The following is a 23,001-nucleotide window of genomic DNA, read 5'->3' as shown; positions in this document are numbered from 1 at the left end:
GTCGACGGTGAGCCGCACGCCGAAGATCCGCGGCAAGATCGTCTGCCTGTTCGGCGCCGAGGACGGCATGATCCCCGAAGACCAGGTCGCCACGATCAAGTCGGCCCTGGGCTCGGGGAACGTGGACTCCGAGGTGGTCGTCTACCCCGGCGCCGATCACGGCTTTTTCTGTGACCAGCGCGGCACCTATCAGAAGGAAGCCGCGGCGGATGCGTGGACGCGGGTGAAGGCGCTGTTCGGCGAGGCGCTCTAGGCGATCGCGCGCTGCTTCTCGCTACGGCGACTCGATCCGCAGCGCACAGATCTGCGCGTCTGGGTCGCCGATCAGCACGAAGACGTCGGGTCCGCGGTAGTCGATGCCCGGCATGCCGGGACGTACGCGCGGACGCGACGGCGCCCGGAGCAGCCCCAGCGACAGCCTCGTCGCGAAGGAGTCGAGCCGTCCGGTCACTTCGAACCGGTCGCGCGGGAAGGGCACGGGATCGCTCGGCGCGATCGTGACGCGCAGGGTGCTGATCGTGCCGTCGCACCAGTCCGTCGCGAAGGCCGCGTCGCCCGCGTCGTTCCAGGCGGTGAAGGTGAAGCCGTCGCATTCCACGGCCGGCGCACCATCGGGGCGGTCCGGCAGCACGAGGGGTCGGTCGGCGTCGAAGATGCGCGCGTCGGGGAAGCCGACGCTCAGCCCATCGAGCACGACCGGTGGCCCGCCGAGATACAGGTTTGGATCGTCGAGTGGGCGCAGATCGATGGCGAAGAGATGGCGGGTCGAGGTCGCCCCGAGGAGCGCGACCGAGCCACTCGGGTCGATCGCCACCGGATCGTAGGAGGGCCCGGCGAATCCGAGCGGAATGGTGGCCACGATGCGCAGTGTGTCGGCGTCGATCACGTCGACGGCTCCTTCCGTGCGCACGTTGGAGGTTCCCACGCCGGCGCCGATCGACCCCGTGGCGGTCACCAGCGCGAGGTTGCGTCCGCCGGGCGTGGTGAAGGGGGCGACGCTCGTGGGGTTGAACGCGGTAGTGAAGAGCACGGGCGTTGCCGCGTCGGGCGCGACGCGCAGCAGCGGACCGGTGTCGTCCCAGTCGTAGACGAGCACGGTCCCGGGGCGGAAGCGGTCCACGAAGACGTCCAGGTTCGAGGTGGCGACGAACAGGTGCCCGCCGACGACCGCCGCTCCCGCGGTGAAGCTCGTGAGGAAACTCGGCGCGCTGGGATTGCAGCTGGCACCGATCGCCTGGCCGCCGGAGTCGAAGGGGTCCGGCGGCGACACGCAGGCGAGGGTCGAGACCCCGGCGCGCATGGAGGAGCCGCCTGGCGCCGGGAGTCCGGGGTAGAACACGTCGAGGCCCAGAGGCGTCGCAATCTCGATCAGGCGCGGACCGAGTGGAGACGTCCAGCGCAGCAGCACCTGCTCATAGTTGCTGGTCGACAGCAGGGCGGTGCCGTCGGGCGCGAGATTGAGCTCTCCCAGGCGCGGGGCGATGGGCAGCCCGATCGGGTTCCCAAGGCGGTCGTCCACCCCGTCGAGGTCGCTGTCGGGTCCAATCGTGTCGACAGCGCGGAGCGCCGGGGCATTGCCCTCGAGGTCGAAGGAGAGCAGTGCCTCCGGCCGATCTTGAGAGGCGATCGCGCGACCCGACGCGAGCAGCACCATGCCGGAAGGGAACTGGGAGGCAAAGGGGGTGCAGTTCGGCGCGATCGGCTCGTTCGAGACCTCGAGTCCGCCGCCGCTGCTGCCGGATCCCTCACAACCGAGTGCGACGAGCGCAGCGAGGGCGAGGGCGGCGCCGGGCCGCGCGCGCTGGAGGAGGGCCCACCTCACCAGCGGGCCTCGAAGCCGGCGCTCGCGTTCCGTCCGGGCTGGGGAAACGAGAGGCTGTCGCGCACGGCGACGTCGCCGATGTTGTCGATCTCGAAGAAGACCCACAGGCTGCGTGCGCGCGTGAAGCGTTGCAGGGGAGACCAGGCGGCGAGGTTCAGCGAGACACTGGCGTTCCAGACCGTGCGCGCGGGCAGGCGACGTCCGCCGCCCTCGTTCACGAGGATTTCGCCCGTGTCCTGCACTTCGCCCACGAGCTTCACCACGTCCGGGAAGCCGACCTCGACCCGGCCGAAGGTCTCGAACTCGGGTTGTCCGGGGAGCTCCTTGCCGGTCTCGTCCCGCTCCGAATCGATGTGCGTGTGCTGGGCTGAGACCGTGAGAAAACGTGACAGGGAGACCGAACCGGAGAGTTCGATTCCCTCGACCGTGGCATCGCCCGTGTTGATGGGCGCCACGGTGAACGGACTCACCAGCACCCACACGATCGACTCCTCGATCTCGCGCCGGAAGAGCGCCGCACGGAGACGCACCCGGCGCAGCGGACCGAGCGCTTCGAGCAGGAACTCCGCGCCGACGTCGGCGTTGATCGCGTCCTCGGGCTCGAGGTTCGGGTTGCCTCGGATGAACCCCTGATCCGGCAGGAAGAGCTCGTTGAAGTTCGGCACGCGGTACGCACGAGACACGTTTCCGCGCAGGCGGAGCCAAGGCACGGGCGTCACAGCGAGGCCTCCGCTCGGGAGCCAAGCCCTGCGGAAGCCGTCGGCGCCATCGAGGCGGACACTCGCGGACAGGACGACACGCTCCTTCAGCGCCCGCAGCGTCGACTCTGTGCCGACGCCGCCGCGGTTGCGTTGTCGGTTGCGTTGGTCGGCGTCGCGCAGCTCGTCCCGGGTCCCGTCGGCGAAGATGCGGAAGTGCTGTGCGTTGCCGAGCACCCGGGGCTCCCACTCGTCCCTCGCCTGGACGCCGTAGGTCTGCACGCGCGCGCGGGTGTCGATGGGGGCACCGAGTGCCGGCATGGGGTTCTCGAAGCGCAGTTCCTCGAAGCGGTGATGCGCGCGGAGGAGCGGCGTGTCCTCCAGGAAGCCGACGCCCTCCCAATCGGCGATGGTCAGCGCGGACCAGTTGCGCCGGCGCGCTTCCAGCGCCTGCCCTGCGGTGGGGCCATTCCCCGAGTCGATGCCGGGTGCCCCCCCGTCGACGTAGGAGAACAGGCTGCGCAGGCGAAGCTCGCCGATGCCGAGCGGATGTGAGAGTGCCAGGTTCCCGCCGTGGCGGACCCGGTCGTTGTTCAGCCGGGTCGCGACGTCGGGTTCGAATTCGATGGGGATACCGGCCACCACCTGGGTCGGCCGCGCGAACTCGAAGTCGCCCTCGGTCGTGAGGCCGCAGTAGCCGAGCTGGAGCCCCAGCTCGCCGAGGGGTCGCGCGTGGCGGATCGAACCCTCGTAGGTGTCGAAGGCGCCTCCCGAGAAGGTGACCGCCGTCGTGGGCGCATCGCTCGTCGACCGGGTGGTGAGATCGATCACGCCGCCGATCGCGCCACTCCCGACCTGAGAGGATCCCGCGCCTCGTGTCACCGCGACCCTCTCCACCTGCGGCAGGCAATAGTCGTTCGGGTCGGCGAGGCCCGTGAGGGCGTTGTTGACGGGCACGCCGTCCAGGGTGAGGACCACCTGGTTCGCGGTCGATCCCCGGATCGAGAGCTCGGCCGCCTCGCCGCGTCCGCCGAAGCGCCGTACCCGAACGCCACTCAGCCCGTCGAGCAGCTCGGCGAGGGTCTTGTTCTCGGCCTCGAAGTCGTCGGTCTCCACGATGTCGCTCGACGCCGTGGGAACGCGGGGGAGCGCGCCGGGCCGCACGCCCCGTACCACGATCTCACCGACGGGCTCTTCGTCGCGGAGCTCCTCCTCGGGCGCCTGGGCCGTGCCTGCGAGAGGCAGCCCGAGGAGGAGGACGACGAGAGGCCCGTCCCGGAGCCGGCGCCGGACGCGCGCTAGCACCCGCGGATGCGACGCCGCCCATGCAGCACGAGCAGGACCAGCCCGCTCGCAGCGAGCCCCGTTGCGGCGCCGGGCTCGGGCAGCGGGTGGACGACGCCCACCGCGTCCAGGTCGAACCCGCCCGACGGGAACGCCGTCGGGTAAGGGTCGTAGACCGGGGCCCCGAACGCGTCGACGGTCGATCCGTTGCCGACGACATCGACCACCCGCACGAAGGCCACGTCGAAGAGGTCCACCGTCCCGGCGACGACCAGCGGATCTCCCGCCAGGTCGGCCAGGTCGAAGCCCGTGCCGAGACCCAGCGGCTGGTCGCCTGCGAAGTCGTAGTCGAAGGGATCGATGACTGCGAAGGACGGCACCGGCGTCATGTTCAGCGTCTCCGAGGGGAAACGCGCGAAGGAGACGCCGTCGCTCGAGACCTCGATGAAAGCGAACTCCGCGAAGAGCCCCGGCCCCGAGAAGAAGCCGTTCTCGAACACCGCGAAGTCGTCGCCCTCGAGGTCGACGATGGGCTCATCGAAGGTGACGGTGATGTGGCCACCGTCTCCCAGGGAGACGACATCCATGTTGTCGAAGGCCGCCGGCCCGAGCGCCATCACGGGCATGCCCAGACTGGCGAGTGGGCCGGTGGGGTTGGCGATGTCCTGGGGACCGCGCACGGTCTCGTCGACACCCGTCGCCCACGCGACCATCTCCGAGGGCAGGAGCCCGGGATCGTCGAAGCCGGCGTGCGCCGGGGATGACGGACCGCCCGCGGCGGCGAGCGCGAGGCTCGCCGCCAGGAACCTTGCCCCGGTCACGAGGAGCGCCGGCGCGCCGCGAGCAACGCCAGGCCGAGACCGAGCAGGGCGGCGGTGCTGGGCTCGGGCACGAACGTGAGGTCATCGAGGGCGAAGTACGCAGGGGTGTTCAGCCCGAAGCCCCCGACGTCGCTGCCGCTCACCACGAACTCGAGGCGCGAGACGTTGCCGAGGCCCGCCAGGTCCACCCAGACCCACTCGTCGACGATGTAGTCGAGCGCATTGTCCGCGAACCGATAGTCGGCCAGGTAGAACGGCACGCTGCCCGTCTGCTGGTCCGCGGCGTCGTAGCCCAGGATCTCGAGCAGGAAGAAGTCCGGATCGTTCCCGCTCGGTCCCCCGAACTGCTTCGCGAACGTGTCTCCGGTCATCATCGAGAGGGCGGCGTAGGTGGTGTTGGTGAAATAGCCGCCCGAGACCGGCTGCGGACTCGAGAGGGTAATCGTCGACACGCCGGGCAAGCCCGAGCCACTCGGGAACGCGACGCCGTAGCTCGCGCTGGACCCGACCCCGGAGCCGGGGAAGGCGGCGTACTGGTTCGCAAGGCCTGGCGTGGTCGTATCCACCACGTTCGAGTAGGCAAAGCCGTCCCAGCCGACGAAACCGCCCCCGAAATCGGTGAAGGAGTTGGTGAAGTCCGCTCCACCACTGCTGAAGCCGCCCGCGCCATCCGAGCCGTTGTAGAAGCTCTGAGGGGCCAAGCCGCCGCCGACGTCCTCGAAGTCGATGACGCCTACAGCGCTCGCGGTGAGGGGCAACAGGGCAACGAACGTGACAACGGTTCCCAGGTACTTGGACAGCATCGGATCCTCCGTGGCGCTGCAGTCGAGCGCCGGTTCGGGAGGCCCGCTCCATCCGGAACGTGGGCGAGAGAACGGCGCGCGCGGCTGTTGCCACGCGCGGCGAGTCTTCTCGTGCCCCGAAGAAGAGCAGGCCAGCGGAGAGGGCCGGTCTTCTGGCTCCCGGATCAGCCGAGCGCCGCGCCTTCCCGGCCGGAATGGCCAGTGGCATCGTGCGACGTTCGTCCCCGGTCACAGCGACGGGCTCGCGCCGGATTCTCACCGGCTTCCCGCAGCGCCCTCTGCCATGGCCCGTATACCCGAAGGTCCCGAGCCCGGCGGGGAGCGCCGTCCCCTTGCTTCACGCACCCGCGTGTCGCAGGGAGAACACCCTCTCCGAGTTCTATTCGATTGTGCGGAGCTTGATACCCCAGGAGGCCAGAGCCAGTCAACCAGGGCGTCCTGCGAGGCGAGGAAGCGGTGCGCTAGCCGAGCTCGCGCCGAAGCGCGAAGAGCAGGGCTTCGACGTTGATCACACGGGCGTTTTCGCCCATCAGGCCGACTCGCCAGATCTGCCCGGCGAGCTTCCCGAGCCCACCGCCGACCTCGATGCCGTAGCGGTCGAGGAGGCTGCGGCGGAGCTCGGCCTCACCCGCCTTTCGCACGGCCGCGGGCAGGCGCAGGGTGGTGAGCATCGGCAGTCGGTAGTCCTCGTCGACGAGGGGCTCGAAGCCGAGCTCGCCGACACCGTCGATCAGCTGCTCCGCCGCCGTTCGGTGTCGCGCCGTGCGCGCATCGAGCCCCTCCTCGAGTACGAGGCGCAGGCCCTCGGCGAGGCCCATCACCGCGGTCACGGGCGCGGTGTGGTGGTAGACGCGCTCGCCCCCGAAGTACCCGGCCAAAAGACCCGTGTCGAGGAACCAGCTCTGGACCGGTTGCTGCCGCTCGCGAACCACCTCGAGGGCCGCGTCGCTGAAGCTCACGGGAGACAGCCCAGGCGGGCAGGAGAGACACTTCTGGGTGCCGGAGTACGCGGCGGCGACGCCCCAGCGGTCGAGCTCGACCGGCAGCCCGGCCAGCGACGTCACGCAGTCGAGCACGACGAGCGCCCCCACTTCGCGGGCGGCGTCGGCGATCGGTTCCACCGGCTGGCACACCCCGGTGGAGGTCTCCGCGTGGACGAAGGCGACGACCTTCGGCCGGACGCGCCGCAGGGCCTCGGCCATGGCGTCTGGATCCAGGGGCGTGCCGGGCTCGGCGTCGACGCGTGAGACCTCGGCTCCTGCGCGTCGGGCGACCTCGCACATGCGCTCGCCGAAGACGCCAGAGACGCCCACGAGCAGCCGATCTCCGCGTTCGAGCAGATTCACGAGACAGGCTTCCATCCCCGCGCTTCCGGTCGCGGAAAGCGGGAGCGTGAACGGGTTCTCGGTGCCGAAGAGCAGGCGCAGATCGGCCTGCACCTGATCGAGCAGCCCGAGGAAGGCGGGGTCGAGGTGGCCGACCAGCGGCTGCGACATCGCTTCGAGGACCCGCGGGTGCACGTTCGAGGGGCCGGGGCCGAGCAGCAAGCGTCGGGGGAGGCGGGCGCTCATGGCGGCAGTCTAGCCGTGACGGTCGTGCGCGGGGCGCGATAATTCGTCGCGCTGGCAGGGGTTTGACACGCTTCCGGGGCTAGGACACCTTCGCTCTTGCCCCCCGGTTCCGACCGCAGCTCCAGCCTCGGCTCGATCTCCGACCGACCCACGCGCGGCCCTCGAACCCTCGGGCGTCGCACCGCGGTGCGGTGGTGCGGGACGCTCCGGGCGCAGTGGAGCTGGGCGCAAGAAGGAAGGCATGCCGCGCGCTCGCCAATCTGGAAACGACCGATCCGGTTTCCCGCGTTGGGCGGCCTGGGGCCTGGGCGCGGTGGCGCTCGGGGTCGCCCTCTGGGCCCTCGGTACCGGCTCGGGTGGCCCCGAAGGTCCGCCTCTCGACGACATCGACGCCGCTTCGCGCGAACGTCTCGACGCCGTCCTGCGCGAGGCCGACAACGAGTCGGCAGCGCGGTGACGGCGCTCCGCGACCGACTGGCCTACGAGCGGGAGGAGCGCGATCGGCTCGCGCCCTGGGCCGTTCACAGCGCCGCGTCGCGCGGACGTCTGCATGTCGAGTCGGAGCACCCCTACCGGACGGCCTTCGCGCGCGACCGTGATCGCATCGTCCATTCGCGCGCGTTCCGACGGCTCGAGTACAAGACCCAGGTGTTCGTCTTCCACGAGGGCGATCACCTGCGCAATCGCCTCACCCACACTCTCGAAGCGAGCCAGATCTCGCGGACGATCGCCCGCGCCCTGCGCCTGAACGAGGAACTCGCCGAGGCGATCGTGCTGGCCCACGACCTCGGCCACACGCCCTTCGGTCACGCCGGTGAGCGCGTGCTCGCCGAGTTGATGACGGATCACGGGGGCTTCGACCACAACCGCCAGAGTCTCCGCATCGTCGATTGGCTCGAGGCGCGCTACGCGAGCTTCCCGGGTCTCAACCTGAGCTACGAGACCCGCGAGGGCATCCTCAAGCATGGCTGTCACTGGGAGCACCCCGTCGAGGTGCCCGACGCCACGCGGCAGCCGTGTCTCGAGGCGCAGATCGCCGACCACTCCGACGAGATCGCCTACACCGGACACGATCTCGACGATGGGCTGCGCTCGGGAATCTTGACCGTCGACGCGCTGGATGCGGTGCCGCTCTGGAAGGAGATGGCCGCGGAGATGCGCCGCGCGCACCCGGACGCTCCTGCGGGCGTGTTGCGCTCGCTCACGATCGGCGGACTCATCAACCAGCTGTCGACCGACCTGATCGAGAGCACCGGAGGGCGGCTGTCGGAGCATCCGCCCCAGAACGTCGACGCCGTGCGCGCGACCGAGTCGCGCTGGGTGGGCCTCGGAACCGGCTTGGCGCACGCGTTCGCGGCGCTCAAGAACTACCTCCGGGAGCACCTCTATCACCACGCGCACGTTCGGGAACGCAACGCGACTGCCGAGCCGGTGATGCGTCACCTGTTCGCGGCCTACACGGCCGACGGGAATCAGCTCCCCGGTGGGGTGCGCGCCCGGTTCACGCTCGACGGGGAACACCGTTGCGTGTCGGACTACATCGCGGGCATGACGGATCGGTTCGCGCTCGAGGAGCACGCCCGACTGGGGGGTGGCGCGTGACGACCCCCTCGGACGCCCGCGTGGTGCTCGTCACCGCGCCCGATCTGGAGGTGGCGCGCCAGCTCGCCCGCACCCTGGTGTCCGAGGCCCGGATCGCCTGCGCAAACGTCGTTCCGGGGCTGGAATCCATCTATCGCTGGGAGGGAGAGGTCCAGGTGGACGCGGAGGTCCTGCTGATCCTGAAGACCACGGCGGCCCAGGTGGACGCGGTGGCGGCCCGGGTGAAGGACCTCCATCCTTACGAGCTACCCGAGGTGATCGCGCTCCCCATCGAGGGGGGCAGCGCAGGCTATCTCGACTGGATCAGAACGGAATCGACCGGATGAGCGGCAGCGACATCGGGCTTCCCGAAGCCCTCGAGCGCGCGGCGAGTGAGCTCGGCGCGCTCGCTGACGTGATTCGTCCGGCGAACGGCGATCCCGGCCAGTTGGCGCACAACCTGAGCGCGGACCAGGCACAGGAGCTCCTCGGTTGGCTGCTCAGTCAGGAGCCCGAGGCGGGCGCCGAACTCGCGCTGGCATGGGCGGAAGAGCCCGAGCTGGCGTCGACCGTACTCTCGTTCGACCCGGCCGCGCTGCCCAAGCCGGCGCGAAAGGCGCTGCGTCGCGTGCTCCACCGCTTGCGATCCCAGGGCGTAGCCGTCGCGGCGCCGGCCGAGACGAAGAAGACGGTCGCGACGTTGGCGCCCGTCGAAGACGCGGTCGACGAAGCGCGGATCACCGCCCTCGACCCGCAGGGGGTCCGCCTGGCCTACCTGGCGACCGATCGGCCCGGCGGCGGCGTGCGGCTCTTCGAGCTGGCGCTCGACGAGGCTCGGGGGGTCGTCGACTTCGATGTCTACGAGACCGGCCGTTCGCGCGCGCGCAAGTTCCTCCGCGACAGCGAGCGCCGCAAGCCGTGGGCCACGATCGAGGTGGAGCGCGCTTCGCTCCAGGCCTTGATCGGACGGGTGGCCGGCCAGCAGTCGGGTGAGCGTCCCGCGCCGCGCACCTTCGCCGAATGGCGGAGTCGGTTGACCGACGTGCCCGCGGACACGGCGACACCCGGCGCCCAGGCCGTGGCCGCCCTCGACGCCGCGGAGTCCGTCGATCGCGAGACCCTCGACGGTTGGATCGAGACCGGACAGGTCGGCCCGTGGCCGCCGCGTCTCGAGCGGGTGCAGTCGCTGATCGACGCGCTCAGCGAGATCGGCAAGGGCGTCGTGGTGGTCAGTGAAGCGGCACGCGAAGAACAGATCGATGCGGCGCTCGAGCGCGGGCTCGACGAGATCTACGATGCCGACGAGCGCGAACGCATGGCGCATCGCTTCGACGAGACGGCCTACGTCTGGTGGAAGCAGGGCGAGACCGACGACGCCCGCATCGCGCTGGCCGTCGCCGCCGGCTTTCGGGACGACGCCTTTCCGCAGCGTGCCACGGCGCGCCGCTTGCTCGAACGACTCCTCGCGCCCGCCCTCCAGCGGGCGCGTGAGGGCGAAGACGCGGACGACGCGTCGCCCAGCTCCGGAGAGTCCGCATGACGGACTCGCGTTCCCCCCTGAACCGCCCGATCACCGCGCTCGCAGCTCGCTCGCGTCGGTGGCAGGGCGTCCCACTGTCGCCGCCCCGAGGACCGAGTCGCCGCGCGCTTGCCAGCGCCCGCTCGCCCCGGTGGCCGGCGCTGCGCTGCGCTCCCGCCTGCTGCCTGGCGGAGCGCGCTGAGGATGGATCATGAAGCGACGCTTCGGTCGCGGTCGACGCCGCGGCAACTCGGAAGGAACTCCCCAGCCGATCGACGCGGCCCACTGGATGGCGCGGATCGTCGAGGTCGGGGCCGTGCCCGCCGCGAATCTCGAACCCCTCGAGATCGAGGGGCTGCCGGAACACTTCGCCGCACTCGGTGTGGGCGAGGACACGTCGGGCCAGGCAATCGGTGTCGCCTTCGCCCCCGAACGCGGCGCGGACGCGGCGCTCGCGGCCCTGGCGCTCGGATCGCGCCGAAGCCAGGAAGACGCTCCGGCCCCCCGGCTGTTCGCGGTCGCTCCCGATTGGAGCGTGGCCGATCGCCGTCGGCTGGCACTGCTGGAATCACCGCTCCCGCTTACGTCCCTGACCGCGAGCGCGCTCGCGACGGAACCGGTGTCGGTGGCGCCGGAAACGGCCGGCGCGCCGCTGCAGACACCGGCCCAGGTGGCCCAGCGCCTCGAGCGCGGTGGGGACCGCGAGGCCTTCGGGCGTGCGCTGGCGGGCCTCGAGGGGCTCGCGGCGAAGCACGGTGGGGCGCTCCGCGGCGCCGACGGCCAGGTGGACCTGGTGGTCCTGGCGCGGCGCTGTGCGTCGCTCGTGGCCGAGCCGGGCGGCGTCAACATCGAGGTCTACCAGCCCGAACGCGCCTCCCTGCCGGTGGGTGCGGGTGAGAACCTCGCCACCGCTCTGGATCGACTCGAAGGGTTGATCCGCAAGCTCCTGAACGACCGGCGTTTGCGGGGCTCTGAAGCGGCGATCCGTTCGGCCCTCGCGCCGATCCTCGAGCGGGCCCAGCCCGTCGTGGCCCGCGCCCTGTGGCCGATTGCCCAGCTCGAGGGCGAGCCCATCGACTGGGTGGGGATCGACGCCGAGGGGCGCATCACCATCGGCGCCTCCCGGGAGCGGCTCGGCCTGACCGAGCTCGCGGAGATCCTCGACGGCGCCGCGCTCGCACCCGAGGTGGCGGCCCATCTCGCCCGCGAAGCCGGCCTGGCTTTGTCGGCGGGTCCGCCGCGTCTGGTGCTGGCCGCGCAGGAGTTCGAACCGATTGCCCTCGAAGCGAGCGCCGCGCTCGGCACCGAGATCGCCTTCTTCGACGCGCGCACGCGTCGCGGGGGCGAGTGGACCCTGGAGCCGCGCCCGCGGCCGGTGCTCGGCGAGGCCATCGCCGAGGCACCCCAGCCGCCGCGCGAAGCGCGCGAGGAACGCTCGCGTGAAAACCGCGACGATCGCGAGGAGCGGCCGCGGGGTCGGTCGCGTCGCTCGCGCGGGTCGCGCGGAGGACGCTCGCGCGCGGGCGACGGCGCAGCCGCCGCCGCGGCCAGCGATGGCGACGCGCCCGCCGCCTCGGAGGCGGACGGTGCTTCCGAACGCGAAGGCGGCCGCTTCGAGGAAGTCTCGCTCTTCGACCTCGACGACGAGGGTGGCTCTCCGGCAGAGGCGCGGGAAGACGGCGACGGCCGGCGTCGCCGGAGCCGGGGCCGGCGCCGTGGACGGCGCGGACGCGGCGGAGAGAGCGCGCGGGGTGAACGCTCCCGCGAAGGGGGCGACGACGGTCGCGACGACTCGGGTCCTCGAACCGCCCCAAGCGAACCCGACGATGAAGAAGTCGTAGAGACCGACGACGACGAGACGCTGGCGCCCCTCGACGAGGAAGCGCCCGATCCCGAAGAGGCGGTCACCGCGGCCTACGAGGACGAGGACGACGCCGAGGAGGGCGACGACGAAGCCGACCGTGCACGGCAGCAGCGCGAGCAGCGCCGGCGCGCCCGCACGGCGAAGCCCGAGGAGCCGCCGCCGGCTCCGCGACGCCGGGCCGCGTTCCTGGCGCACGCGGATCCGGTGTCGGTGCTCACGGCGGTGGTGCTGGCCCGGGACGTCCGCCTGGTCGAGAGCTTCTGGGTCTATCCCCAGTCCGACCTGATGACCTTCTTCCGCGGGACGGCAACGGAGCTGAAGGACCAGACGCCGATCTTCCTGGTGGGCTTCGCGGCATCGCCGCCGACCCGGGACACGATCCAGACGGTGAGCCTCTACCGCGGACGGCTCGACTGGTACGACCATCACGATTGGCCGCCGGAAGACCTCGTGTCGCTGCGTGCGGCGCTCGGTGAGGACCATGTCCACGTGGAGCCGGGCAGCGACTCGTCGCTGTCGGCGGTGATCTCGGGGCGGACCCGACGCAGCCGCTTCTCGGACAAGCTGGTCGAGCTCATCACCGGCCGGTTCACCCAGCACGACTACGAGCGTTGGGGCCGCTGGTGGTGGCAGCGCGCCCAGGACATCGCCGCGCGCCCGGGCGACCGCAGGGCCGAGATCGAGCCGCTGCTGGCGGGTCGACCGTCGGACCTCGCGAAGGTCGTGGCCGACAACCCGGAACCGCCGCTGCCGCCCGAGCTGGCGTACGTCTCCGAGCGCGACTTCCGGCTGGTGCACTTCGGTGGCCTGTCGATGGTCGTGCTCGAGGTGCCCGAGCCTCTCGATCTGCACCTGGCCGCGCGGATCGCGCGCGAGCGCTACGAGTCGCAGCTCTCGCTGGTGACGCGCCCCGAGCAGGATCTGGTGATCCTGTCCGGGGACGACTCGCGGGCGAAGCGCGGCCTCGACCTCGGGTCGATGACGGCGCATCTGTCGTCGAAGCATGCCTGGATCGAAGGCCTCGCTGACGACGACCACGTGGCCCGCATGCGTGTGCACGGACTCCACGGCGAGAGCGGTCGCTTCGATGAGCTGATCACGGAGATCGCGATGGGGCGCTCCATCGTCGAAGGCTGACCGCTTGGCTGCGACGGCGAATCTCGTCGAGGTGTTCTCCTCGATCCAGGGGGAGGGCATCCACGTCGGCGCCTCGACCGTGTTCGTCCGCTTCGGCCGCTGCGACCTCCGCTGCCGCTGGTGCGACTCCCCGCACACCTGGAAGCCCGCCGACGCCGGAAGCGTGACGGAGCTGGACGGGTCCGAGCACCCCTTCGAGAACCCGGTCCCGGTCGACACGGTGCTCGCTTGGCTGGAGCGGTTCGAGCTCGAGCAGCACCGCTTCGTGAGCTTCACCGGCGGCGAGCCGCTCTTGCAGTCGAAGGCGGTCGCGGCGCTGGCGGCCGGCCTGCGGGGCCGGGGCCCGCGGCGATTCCTCGAGACCCACGGGCTCGCGCGAGAGGGTCTGGCCGAGGTGCTCCCGGAGATCGACGTGGTCTCGATGGATTGGAAGCTCGCCAGCGAGGTGCGACGCGAAGGCGCCTCGCATCGCGACGCGCGCGAGGCGTTTCACGCGACCCACGCCGCCTTCCTGCGTGAGGCCCTCGGCTCTGCCGAGGCGGTGGTGAAGGTGGTCGTGACGCCCGCCACGGAAAACGCGGAGCTGGATGCCATGCTGGAAGCCGTGGTCGGGGTCGATGCCTCGGTCCCCGTGATCCTCCAGCCCGTGACGCCCACCGGGCCCGTGCGCGCGGCGCCGCGTCCGGACCAGGTGCTGGCGTGGCACCGCCGGCTGGAGCGCGGCGGGCTGCGGGACGTTCGCTCGATCCCCCAGACCCACAAGACGATCGGACTCGCCTGAATCCTCAAGGCGGCGGCGAAGGCCGTCGAAACCGAGTGGCAGGGCGGGGCGCAGGGGGGCGAAACGCATGCCGGGGCAGCCGTGGGTGGAGAACCGAACCAAGCGACGCGTGCCGTGTCAGCTGCGGAACGCCGAGGGGTCCTACACCGGGATGGTGCTCGACCTCTCGCCGAGCGGGCTGTTCGTACAGACGACGGCCCAGACCGAGCTGCGCCAGCGTCTCTCGCTGCAGCTGCAGACCGAGCGCGGCAAGTCCGTCGAACTCGAGGTCGAAGTCGCCCGTCAGAAGCACGTGCCCGCCCGCCTGAAGGCGATCGAGAAAGCGGGCGTGGGCGTACGGATCTCGAACGCGCCCGAGCGCTACTTCCAGTTCCTGCAGGAGATCGCGGCCCGTGGGGCGGAGGATGCCGTCGCGTCGGACTCGGATGCGCAGGGCGCAGCGGCGGCACCGCGCTTCCGGATCCGCGTCCGCGAGGTGGCGGGGTGTCGTTCGCGACGCATCGAGGTCGAGGCCGAGTCCCTCGACGTCGCGCGCGAGCGTGCGCTGGCCCGGGTCGGGCGCGGCTGGAAGATCCTGACCGTCGACGACGACTGAGGCCTCGGATCAGGATGCCCTTGGCGCGTTGGTCGAGCGCGCGGTCCGGGGCGCCTGTCCCAACGCCGCTTCGAAGCGCTGCAGGGTGTCGGCAGCGGCGTCCGGGCGTTCGCCGAAGCGCTCGGCGAGGTACTCCTCGGTCAGGCGAGCGAAGGCGTCGGCCACCTCGCGCGGGAAGGCGACGGTCACGGTCTCGGCGTACGCCCGCGCGCTCTGCTCGGGAGCACGCACGACACCGCGTCGGGCGAGCAGACGCAGGGCGCGTTCGTAGCGCGCGTGGGGACCGCGGTGCTGGCGCTGTCGACGGCGCCAGAGCCAGACGCCGCAGGCCAGGATCCCGGCCAGGGCTCCCGCCGCGACCAGCCCCTCGCGGCGCTCGAAGACGTCGCGCCAAGCGTTTGCCTGACCCTTCGCGCGCGCTTTGGGGCGGCTCCCGTCCTTAGAGCGGGCCCGCCAGGCGAGCCAGGCGCGTCGCATCGCGTTCATCTGATCCGAGCGGTCGAAACCGACCACGCGCTGGAACCACCAGAGCTCCATGGCGCTGGCGAGGTCGCGCATGCGCTCGCGAAGGGAGAGTTCCGCGATCGGGGCAGCACGGAGATCGGGCGGCGTCGGGTCGTAGCGGACCCAGCCCGCGTCGGCGTAGTGGATCTCCACCCAGGCATGGGCGTCGCTCTGGGTGAGCTCGACGAACCCTCCGATCGCGTTGGTGCGGCCGCCGGCGAAGCCGTTGACCAGCCGCGCGGGCAGCTCCAGTTCGCGCGCGAGGAGCACCATGCCCGAAGCGAAGTACTCACAGTGCCCGGCGAGTTCTCCGAGCAGGAAGCGTTCGACCGGCGAGCGCGGGTCGTCCTGGCGTTCGGGCTGGCTCTCGGGCGGATCGTCGGTGTAGAGACCCTCGCGCACGAGGTAGGACTCGATCGCGCGGGCACGGTCGGCGTCGGTCGCCGCTTCCGCGACGATGCGCCGGGCCAGCGCCTCGACCTCGGGAGCGAGCGGCGGCAGCGAGAGCAGGCGCGCGGCGCGACCCCGCGGCGCGACCGCGCGATCCTCGCGCAGGGCGTCGAGGCTGGGACGCGTCCGCCAGCTGCGCACCGTGTAGCGCACCCGCGACTGACTCTGGTTGGCCGCGTAGAGCCCGCCCGACACGTCTCGTTCGAGTCTTCGGATGGTTCCCTGGACGCCGCGGGGCTCGCCCACGCGGAAGAGTACCCCCGCCTCTACGGGCTCCCGCACGATGCGCTGCACGAGGTCCACGGTTTCGGGGGTGGGTCCCAGGCTGACGCCGCCTTCCGCGGTGCCCGGCACCCGCGTGCGGTTCGGCGGCGTGATCGACCAGCTCTTGCCGTCGAAGTGATCGAAGGCCAGCCCGCGGTAGTAGGCCTCGGTGATCGGGACCGGATCGCCTTCGAGGGTCTCGACCCGGAGCACGACCCGGGGATCCTGACGGATGCGGCCGAGGGCCCCGAACTCCACCCGGTCCGAGAACCCGGCGGTCGCCACGCTGGGGCCTCCGACCGGGCCCTGCACCACGCTCGAGCGCAGGCGCGGCAGCATCACGAAGAGCAGCATCGCGAGGATCACGCTCAACGCCGATGCCCACAGGGTCGTGCGGAGCAGCCCCGGCGTGAAGGCACGCGAGAGCTCGGCGGACTGTCCCGCCTCGAGGGCCTCGCTGCGCAGGGTGTGGACCACCAGCGTCCAGACCGTCGCGAACACGAAGAGGACCAGCAGGGGCGTGAAGAACACGCTGTCGGTCAGGTTCGCGGCCAGGACGACCTGGAAGAGCGCGAGCACGACCAACAGGAACTCGGTGCGCCGCGGGCGCGCGTCGATCAGCTGCAGGCCCTGGGTGCTCGCGGCGAAGTTCGCCAAGGCGATCGTCGAGGGGCCGCCACCGAGCGCAACGGCGATCGTGCCGGTGACGATCGCGATCATCCCGACGTTCAGGAGCCATGGGTTGCTTTGCCAAGCGAACGGATTCTTGCGCCGCCAGAGCGAGAGCAGGATCGCGGCCGTCTGCGCCGCGATCGCCCAGGGTTCGAGTTGCTCGGTGATCCACAGCGTGGCGCTCGCGACGGTGACCATCACCCAGGCCGAGGGCGGGCGCGGTTCGTGGACGGCGACGCGGAAGTCGGTGCGACTCACGCCGAAGCCCCCGCCGGCGACACGCGCGCCAGAAAGGCCAGCAAGCGCTGGCGCTGGCCCGGCCCCTCGGCGGCGTCGAGGCGGTCGTGGTCGGTGCGCAGCCCGACGCGCAACCCGTCCTCGAGGAGCGCGCAGATCTCCGAGGCCGAGCTGCGCACGTCACGCTCGAAGGCGTCGCCCGGCGCGCGCGAGGCGGTATGGAGTCGCACCTCGACCTCGCCCGCATCGCGTTCCTGGGCGTCGCGGACCCATAGCGCGCGTGAGCGGAGCGAGGTGCGCCATTCGATCCGTCGCAAGGCGTCGCCGGCCGCGAACTCGCGCAGTCCTTCGACCTCGTCGCCGGCGCCGGTGCGGGGCATCGCGTGCTCGCCGCTCTCGGCCACTCCGATCCTCCGCGCGGGCAGCTGCACCGGGTCGACGGCGGGATAGACCAGGGCACGCTCCGGGGCGTCGAGGGTGAGCGCCTTCGAGAACAGGCCGAAGGGGAAGCGCGTGAAGACCACGAAGCCGAGGAACTCGAGCTCGCCGCGCTGCTCGGGACGCAGCCGGTAGCTGCGGACTTCGTGGGTGCCCGGGTCGACGCGCAGGGCGAAGCAGCGGCCGGCGGTCTCTTCGCCGGTCTCGGTACGAACCCGGTCTTCGACGGCCAGCGCGTAGGCCGCGACGCGCTTCTGTTGGTTGTGGATCTCGAGGCGCACCCAGGCATCGGCCTCGGCGCCGAGTTCGCGGGGCAGGATGCGGCGTACCGCGACCCCGCGCAGCGCCGACTCGGAGAGCACGCCGGAGAGCACCAGGAAGGCGAGCATGAGCGCCAGCACCAGGTAGAGCAGGTTGTTGCCCGTGTTCAGCGCCGCGAAGCCGATCCCGAAGGTCAGCGCGAAGAAGGTCCAGCCCGCGCGCGTCGGACGCAGCCGGCGCGGCGGTTCGAGCCACCGGCGCGCGCGTTGGAAGTACGAGCGCGGGGCCAGTGCCCGCTTCGCTACAGCGGGACGCTCGTCCGTTCCAGGATCTCGCGTAGGATGCACGCGGTCTCCTCCGCAGCGAGGGGCTGTCCGGCGCGACCGTCGACGCTGAGCCGATGGGCCAACACGTCGACGGCGAGCCCCTGGACATCTTCCGGGATGCAGTAGTCGCGACCATCGAGCAGCGCACGGGCCTGGGCGGCACGCCGCAGGGCGATCCCAGCGCGGGGCGACGCACCGATCGAAATCGCCTCGTGTTCGCGGGTCTCGGTGAGCAGGGCAAGCAGATAGCCAACGAGCGTGTCGTGGAACTTGATCTGGCTGGCCACGCGCTGGAGCTCCAGAACCTCGCTGTGGTGGAGCACCGGGGTCAGGTGGGGCAGGGCGGTCGCGGCCGGGTCCTCGCGAAGCACGGCGGCTTCGTCCTCGGGGTCGGGATAGCCGATGGCCGAACGCATCAGGAAGCGATCCAGCTGGGACTCGGGGAGCGGGTGGGTGCCGTGATGATCGAGGGGGTTCTGGGTCGCGATCACGAAGAACGGGCGGGGCAGCGAAGTCGTGCGTCCATCCGCCGTCACAGAGCCCTCGGCCATCGCCTCGAGCAGGGCCGACTGCACCTTTGGGCTCGCCCGGTTGATCTCGTCGGCGAGCAGCACGTGGCCGAACACCGGACCCGGCGAGAAGCGCAGCTCGCCGGTGGGAACGCCGTCGCGAAACTCGGGGAGCGCGCTCCCGAGCAGGTCCGCGGGCAACAGATCGCTCGTGAACTGGACGCGCCGGAACTCACCATCGATCGAGCGCGCCAAAGCCTGGGCGAGGGTCGTCTTCCCGACCCCGGGCACGTCTTCGAGCAGCAGGTGGCCGCCGGCGATCAAGGTCTCGACGGCGCGGCGCACCACATCGGGCTTCCCGCGCACCGCCCGCGCGACGCCGTCGCAGAGCGACTGGGCCTTCTGGGCCGCCGCTTCGGTCGTCAGAACGGCTGCGCCGCCCCCCTGGTCGCTCATCGCATCGCCCACCGGGCTTGCTTCGGCCGGAAAGCGCGTCTGCTGGAGCCGCAGCCGGTCGCCTGCGTGTTCACGCGCCGGCAAGAGCCGGGTCCACGGCAGCGGTCTCAGGGCGGGTCGGTCGCCTCATCGTCCCCGGGCGCGCTCGCGCCGAAGAGTGCCGCGCGTGGATCGTCGGCTTCGGTGGTCGCGGCGACCCGATCGATCATGCGGCGGAGGTCATCGCCGGACGCTCGGAGCAGCTCGGACCAGCGCGGCAGGTCGGCGTGGTAGGTCCCGGTGAGTGCGAGGCAGGCATCGTTCAACCGGATCCGCTCGGCCCACGCCGCGGCCTCGTCTGGGGGGAGACCGGAGAGCACGGTCAGGCGTGCGCGCGCGGCGGCCTCGAGCTGGCGCCGCCGCTCGGCCCGGGCTTCCGGGTCCGCGGCCTCGGCGTAGAGCGATTCGATGGCGCGCCGCAACGCCAACATCTCGCCGCGCAGTGCGCGCGCACGCTCGACCGCGGCGCGTTCGCGGGTTTCCTCGCCGCGGTTCGCGTAGAAGCGCACCCGCGCTTCCTGACCGACGAAGGTCGCGAAGCCTTCGTTGAAGTCGGCTTCGCCGGGCAGGAACAGCGTCGCGTGCACCAGTTCATGAAAGACCGTCTCCACGAGACGCGCCTCGGGCATGCGAAGCATCGGACCGGTGAGGGGGTCGTCGAACCAGCCCAGGGTGGAATAGGCGGGCACCGGGACCACGCAGACGTCGAGACCGTCCTCCCGGCGACGTTGGGCTTCGGCCTCCGCGCGATCCGGGTCGAAGTAACCCTGGTAGGGCACGCTGCCCACGATCGGGTACCAGCGGGTGGTGGGTTCGAGCTCGCCGGGGCGGGTCGAGACGACGCTGGTGACCACGGCGTCCCCGGGCCAATCCGAGAAGGCGGTGTAGCGCTCGCCGACGTTGAGGCCGAGGGCGCGGGCTTCCTCGCGCACTTCCTCGATGCGCGTGAGCCGTGCGCGCCAGTCCTCGGGCGTGGTCGGGTCGTCGAGCAGCTTCGCGACGGGTTCACGGCCGAGCAGCAGCCGCATCTGTCCGTCCGCGAGGTGGGCCAGGTAGCATCCGCTCGTCATGGAGGAGCAGACGACGAGTCCGAACACCGCGAGCGCGCGGGTCCAGGTGTTCTCGGTGCGCGCGCCCGACCGCGCGTGTGCCGAGCGGGCGTTGGCCGAGGCGTTCGCCGAGGGCGCGGCCGGAGCCGAGGAGGACGAGGACGGCTGCATGCTGCGACTCTACGTCCCCGCGTCCTGTGTCGGTGCCGTCCAGGACGCCCTGCGCAACCAGGTGCCCGAGGTGATCGTGGGGTCGGCCGAAGAGCTGCAGGAGCGCGACTGGTCCGAGGCCTGGAAGGAAGGGCTGGCCCCGATCGACGTGTCCCCGCGCCTGCGGATCCGCAGCTCCTTCGAGACGAGCCCGCCGGCACCGGGGCAGCAGGAACTCGTGATCGACCCGGGCCAGGCGTTCGGGACCGGCGGCCACGAGTCGACCGCCCTCGCGCTCGCCGCCCTCGACCGCCTGTACGCCGAAGGGACGGGACCCGCCCACGTTCTCGATGTCGGCGCCGGCACCGGCGTCCTGGCCCTGGCAGCGTTGCGTCTCGGCGCGGTGTCGGCGGTGGGCTTCGACCTCGACCCACTTGCCGCACCGGCGTGTCGCGAGAATGCGCTCGAGAACGGTCTCGCGGCTGGCGCAGTCTGGTTCACGGGACCCCTCGAAGCGCTGGCTCCGCAGCGCCGGTTCGATGCGGTCGTCGCCAATCTGCTGCGCCGCGAGCTCGAGCCGATCTTCGCCGACGTGGCGGCGCGCCTGGATCCCGGGGCCCCGCTGGTGCTCTCGGGATTGCTCGACAGCGATGCGCCGCGCGTCGCGGCCTGGGCCGAAGCAGCCGGGTTGGAAGCCGACGGACGCGTCGAGGCCGTCGATGCGAGTGGCGTCACGTGGGTGGCGCTTCTGTGGAGGCGACCGACTCCAGCACGCGGCTGAGGGTGTCGCGCCAGGGGATCTTCGGTTCCCAGCCCGTCGCCGCCCGCAGCTTCGACGCGTCGCCCACCGAGTCGTCGGTCGGTCGGAAGCGTTCGGGGTCGACCTCGATCGTGGCCTCGGTTTCGGCGAGCGCGATCAGATCGTCGAGGAGGTCGCCGATCCGGCGCCCCTGGCCGCTCGCGATGTTGTAGGCCCCGGGCGGAACGTCGCGGTCGAGCAAGCGCAGGTAGGCCTCGATGACGTCGTCCACGTCGAGGAAGTCGCGCACCGAGGCCAGGTTGCCGACCTGGAGCGCAGCGGGGCGTTCCCCAGAGGCGATCTGGGCCACTTGGCGGGCGAAGCTCGGGACCACGAAGGCGTCGGGCGACTGGCCGGGCCCCGTGTGGTTGAAGGGGCGCGCGCGGACGACGTCGAGGCCGTCGGCGGCGTAGCGGGCGGCGAGCAGGTCTGCGGCCGCCTTGGTCCGGGCATAGGGAGTCCGCGGCGCGAGCCCGTCGGTCTCCCGGAAGGGTTCCGCCCCGGGTGAGCGACTCCCGTAGATTTCACTCGAACTGACGAGTACAACTCGGCACTGCGAATGATGTTCTCGTGCCAGCTGGAGGACGTTGGCCGTGCCGCCGTAGTTGATCTGGGCGGCGCGTTCGGGCGCGGCGGCCGAGCGGGTGCTCGAACTCTGGGCGGCGAGGTGCAGGATCGCATCCGGACGGGCCGAGGTCAGGCTCTCGCGGACGGCTTCGGGGTCGGTGATCTCGACCTCCCGGTCCACGCCGATCACGGTGTGGCCCGCGGCCTCCAGACGCGGTCGCAGACGGCTGCCGACGAAACCTGCCGCGCCGCTGACCCAGATTCGCACGGGCTCAGGCTGCCCCAGGGCTCTCGGGCGTGCCAGCGTCGCCGCGTCGGGCGCCCCAGGTGTTCCAGAACGAGACCTGCTGTGCCGGCGCGCGCGCGGCCGGTCGCAGCACTGCGTCGCGCATGTAGCCCACGGGCAGGAGCACCGTGAGACTGACTCCAGCGGGGATGTCGAGGAGCTCCGCGACTTCACGCTCGCGTTGGACCAGGAGGGTCGTCCAGGTGCTGCCGAGGCCTCGCGCGCGCAGGGCGAGCATCAGCGACCAGGCGGCGGGCAGCACCGAGCCGTAGAAGGCCAATTGAAAGGCCGGGTCGTCGGCCGGCGGGCGCCCCTCGGCGCAGACCAGGACCAGGGCGGGCACCTCGTGAAGGCGGTCGGCGAGGGCGCGGATCCCGGCTTTCGGCGGCTCCCCGCCGCGGCGGGCCACGAGGTCGTCGAGGGCCGCGCGGTAGCAGTCGGCGACGGCGCGTTTCCGCTCGGGAGCATCGACCACCAGGAAGCGCCAGCTCTCGGGCGGGATGCCCGTCGGCGCCTGCACAGCCACATCGATACAGGCTTCGAGCACCTCGGGTTCCACCGGTCGCTCGAAGTCGAGCCGCCGCCGAATCGAGCGCGTGGTCGAGAGCACTTCGTCGACCGCCGCGATCTGGGCCTCGAGGTCGAGGGGCGCGGCGGAGCGAGAGGGGTCGGGCATCGCGGGGAGAGTAGGGGGCGTCGGGGCTCGGTGATAGACTCGGCCGCCCGTCGGAGGATGCATGGCCCGCTTGACCCAGTTGTCCCGCTCGATCGCCGGTCGCACCGCACTCGTCACGGGTGCCGCGAGCGGCATGGGGCGCGCGACCGCCCACCTCTTCAGCGACGAGGGCGCCCAGGTCGCGATCACCGACCGCGACGCCGAGGGCCTCGCCCGGGTGGAGCGGGAGATCGCTGACGCCGGCGGGAAGGTCGCCGCGTATCCCTTCGACATCACCGACGTGGGCGAAGTGGGCCGCATGGTCGAGCAGATCCCGAACGACCTCGGCCCCCTCGACATCCTGGTCAACAACGCGGGCGTGGCCACGTTCTCTCCGATCGATGCCGAGGACTACCTCGAGCGCTGGCAGCAAACCTTCGCCGTCAACCTCGACGCCCAGGTCCATCTGATTCGGGCGGGTCTGCCTCAGCTCGGGAGAGAAGGGGCGGGCCGCATCGTGAACATCGCCTCGACCGAGGGGCTCGGCGCGACGGCCGCCGGGAGCCCCTACACCGCCAGCAAGCACGGCGTGGTCGGGCTGACCCGCTCGCTCGCCGTCGAACTCGGCGCCTCCGGTACGACGGTGAACTGCATCTGTCCGGGACCGATTCACACGGGGATGACGTCGGTGATTCCCGACGAGGCGAAGCGCAAGTTCGCGCGCCGTCGCGTGCCGGCTCGGCGCTACGCAGACCCCGAAGAGGTCGCGCACATGACCCTCTCCCTGGTGCTGCCGGCGGCGTCCTACGTCAACGGCGCGGTGATCCCGGTAGACGGCGGTCTGCGCGTCCAGAACACCTGAC

The 23,001-nt window shown here is 71.4% G+C and carries 21 protein-coding genes and 1 riboswitch; of the genes, 10 read left to right on the top strand and 11 right to left on the bottom strand.

Features of this window, described 5'->3' with window-relative positions; all coding sequences use genetic code 11:
• Positions 1-253, top strand: a 253-nt coding sequence (locus AAF430_24065; GenBank protein ID MEM7413329.1) for a dienelactone hydrolase family protein, incomplete at its 5' end; no start/stop codon positions are given.
• 21 nt (positions 254-274) lie between these two features.
• Here AAF430_24065 and AAF430_24060 read toward each other — a convergent pair.
• From AAF430_24060 to AAF430_24040, 5 genes are all read right to left on the bottom strand, one after another.
• Positions 275-1,822, bottom strand: a complete 1,548-nt coding sequence (locus tag AAF430_24060; GenBank protein MEM7413328.1) for a hypothetical protein — start codon at positions 1,820-1,822, stop codon at positions 275-277.
• Positions 1,819-3,825 (bottom strand): TonB-dependent receptor, encoded by a 2,007-nt coding sequence (locus AAF430_24055; protein ID MEM7413327.1) that lies wholly within the window; start codon positions 3,823-3,825, stop codon positions 1,819-1,821. Before AAF430_24055 ends, AAF430_24060 begins: the two co-directional genes overlap by 4 nt.
• Positions 3,819-4,625 (bottom strand): PEP-CTERM sorting domain-containing protein, encoded by an 807-nt coding sequence (locus AAF430_24050; protein ID MEM7413326.1) that lies wholly within the window; start codon positions 4,623-4,625, stop codon positions 3,819-3,821. The genes AAF430_24055 and AAF430_24050 overlap by 7 nt, the downstream gene beginning before the upstream one ends.
• On the bottom strand, positions 4,622-5,428 hold the full coding sequence (locus tag AAF430_24045; GenBank protein MEM7413325.1) for a DUF4465 domain-containing protein: 807 nt from the start codon (positions 5,426-5,428) through the stop codon (positions 4,622-4,624). The genes AAF430_24050 and AAF430_24045 overlap by 4 nt, the downstream gene beginning before the upstream one ends.
• 124 nt (positions 5,429-5,552) lie before the next feature.
• Positions 5,553-5,722: riboswitch (cobalamin riboswitch) on the bottom strand.
• A 167-nt stretch (positions 5,723-5,889) separates the two neighbouring features.
• Positions 5,890-6,999 carry an alanine--glyoxylate aminotransferase family protein gene (locus tag AAF430_24040; protein ID MEM7413324.1) on the bottom strand — a complete coding sequence of 370 codons (1,110 nt, stop codon included), beginning with the start codon at positions 6,997-6,999 and terminating at the stop codon, positions 5,890-5,892.
• A gap of 241 nt (positions 7,000-7,240) precedes the next feature.
• On the opposite strand from AAF430_24040, the gene AAF430_24035 reads away from it, so the two are divergent.
• From AAF430_24035 to AAF430_24005, 7 genes are all read left to right on the top strand, one after another.
• Positions 7,241-7,456 carry a hypothetical protein gene (locus tag AAF430_24035; GenBank protein MEM7413323.1) on the top strand — a complete coding sequence of 72 codons (216 nt, stop codon included), beginning with the start codon at positions 7,241-7,243 and terminating at the stop codon, positions 7,454-7,456.
• Positions 7,453-8,601 (top strand): deoxyguanosinetriphosphate triphosphohydrolase, encoded by a 1,149-nt coding sequence (locus AAF430_24030; protein ID MEM7413322.1) that lies wholly within the window; start codon positions 7,453-7,455, stop codon positions 8,599-8,601. Before AAF430_24035 ends, AAF430_24030 begins: the two co-directional genes overlap by 4 nt.
• The gene (gene cutA / locus AAF430_24025) at positions 8,598-8,927 is read left to right on the top strand and encodes a divalent-cation tolerance protein CutA (protein ID MEM7413321.1); all 330 of its coding nucleotides are present in this window, start codon (positions 8,598-8,600) and stop codon (positions 8,925-8,927) included. Before AAF430_24030 ends, cutA begins: the two co-directional genes overlap by 4 nt.
• Positions 8,924-10,120: a hypothetical protein gene (locus AAF430_24020; protein MEM7413320.1), complete on the top strand. Its 1,197-nt coding sequence runs from the start codon at positions 8,924-8,926 to the stop codon at positions 10,118-10,120. The genes cutA and AAF430_24020 overlap by 4 nt, the downstream gene beginning before the upstream one ends.
• 190 nt (positions 10,121-10,310) lie before the next feature.
• On the top strand, positions 10,311-13,100 hold the full coding sequence (locus AAF430_24015) for a hypothetical protein (GenBank protein MEM7413319.1): 2,790 nt from the start codon (positions 10,311-10,313) through the stop codon (positions 13,098-13,100).
• Between the two features lie 4 nt (positions 13,101-13,104).
• Positions 13,105-13,881, top strand: coding sequence for a 7-carboxy-7-deazaguanine synthase QueE (locus tag AAF430_24010; GenBank protein ID MEM7413318.1), 777 nt, complete (start codon positions 13,105-13,107; stop codon positions 13,879-13,881).
• An 85-nt stretch (positions 13,882-13,966) separates the two neighbouring features.
• The gene (locus AAF430_24005; protein ID MEM7413317.1) at positions 13,967-14,476 is read left to right on the top strand and encodes a PilZ domain-containing protein; all 510 of its coding nucleotides are present in this window, start codon (positions 13,967-13,969) and stop codon (positions 14,474-14,476) included.
• A 9-nt stretch (positions 14,477-14,485) separates the two neighbouring features.
• Here the strand turns inward: AAF430_24005 and AAF430_24000 are convergent, their stop codons facing one another.
• From AAF430_24000 to AAF430_23985, 4 genes are read right to left on the bottom strand one after another with little or no spacing between them, the layout of a single operon-like run.
• On the bottom strand, positions 14,486-16,624 hold the full coding sequence (locus AAF430_24000; protein MEM7413316.1) for a DUF3488 and transglutaminase-like domain-containing protein: 2,139 nt from the start codon (positions 16,622-16,624) through the stop codon (positions 14,486-14,488).
• Complete coding sequence (locus AAF430_23995) at positions 16,621-17,649, bottom strand: DUF58 domain-containing protein (protein MEM7413315.1); 1,029 nt, start codon at positions 17,647-17,649, stop codon at positions 16,621-16,623. Before AAF430_23995 ends, AAF430_24000 begins: the two co-directional genes overlap by 4 nt.
• Positions 17,604-18,677: a MoxR family ATPase gene (locus AAF430_23990; GenBank protein MEM7413314.1), complete on the bottom strand. Its 1,074-nt coding sequence runs from the start codon at positions 18,675-18,677 to the stop codon at positions 17,604-17,606. Before AAF430_23990 ends, AAF430_23995 begins: the two co-directional genes overlap by 46 nt.
• A 23-nt stretch (positions 18,678-18,700) precedes the next feature.
• Positions 18,701-19,702 carry an aminopeptidase gene (locus AAF430_23985; protein MEM7413313.1) on the bottom strand — a complete coding sequence of 334 codons (1,002 nt, stop codon included), beginning with the start codon at positions 19,700-19,702 and terminating at the stop codon, positions 18,701-18,703.
• Between AAF430_23985 and AAF430_23980 the strand changes: the two genes are divergently transcribed.
• A complete protein-coding gene (locus AAF430_23980) occupies positions 19,701-20,612 on the top strand; it encodes a 50S ribosomal protein L11 methyltransferase (GenBank protein MEM7413312.1) in 912 nt (303 codons plus the stop codon). The genes AAF430_23985 and AAF430_23980 overlap by 2 nt on opposite strands.
• Here the strand turns inward: AAF430_23980 and AAF430_23975 are convergent.
• Together AAF430_23975 and AAF430_23970 are read right to left on the bottom strand one after the other, a co-directional pair.
• Positions 20,563-21,465, bottom strand: a complete 903-nt coding sequence (locus AAF430_23975) for a GDP-mannose 4,6-dehydratase (GenBank protein ID MEM7413311.1) — start codon at positions 21,463-21,465, stop codon at positions 20,563-20,565. The genes AAF430_23980 and AAF430_23975 overlap by 50 nt on opposite strands.
• 4 nt (positions 21,466-21,469) lie before the next feature.
• Positions 21,470-22,159 carry a nitroreductase family protein gene (locus tag AAF430_23970; GenBank protein ID MEM7413310.1) on the bottom strand — a complete coding sequence of 230 codons (690 nt, stop codon included), beginning with the start codon at positions 22,157-22,159 and terminating at the stop codon, positions 21,470-21,472.
• A gap of 61 nt (positions 22,160-22,220) precedes the next feature.
• Between AAF430_23970 and AAF430_23965 the strand changes: the two genes are divergently transcribed.
• Positions 22,221-23,000: an SDR family NAD(P)-dependent oxidoreductase gene (locus tag AAF430_23965; GenBank protein MEM7413309.1), complete on the top strand. Its 780-nt coding sequence runs from the start codon at positions 22,221-22,223 to the stop codon at positions 22,998-23,000.
• The last annotated feature ends 1 nt before the right edge of the window (position 23,001 follow it).

It is taken from the genome of Myxococcota bacterium (genome assembly GCA_039030075.1).
Classification (GTDB): Bacteria; Myxococcota_A; UBA9160; order UBA9160; family SMWR01; genus JAHEJV01.
Note: the sequence above shows the minus strand (reverse complement) of the source record. Positions and strands in the feature narration are given on the sequence as shown.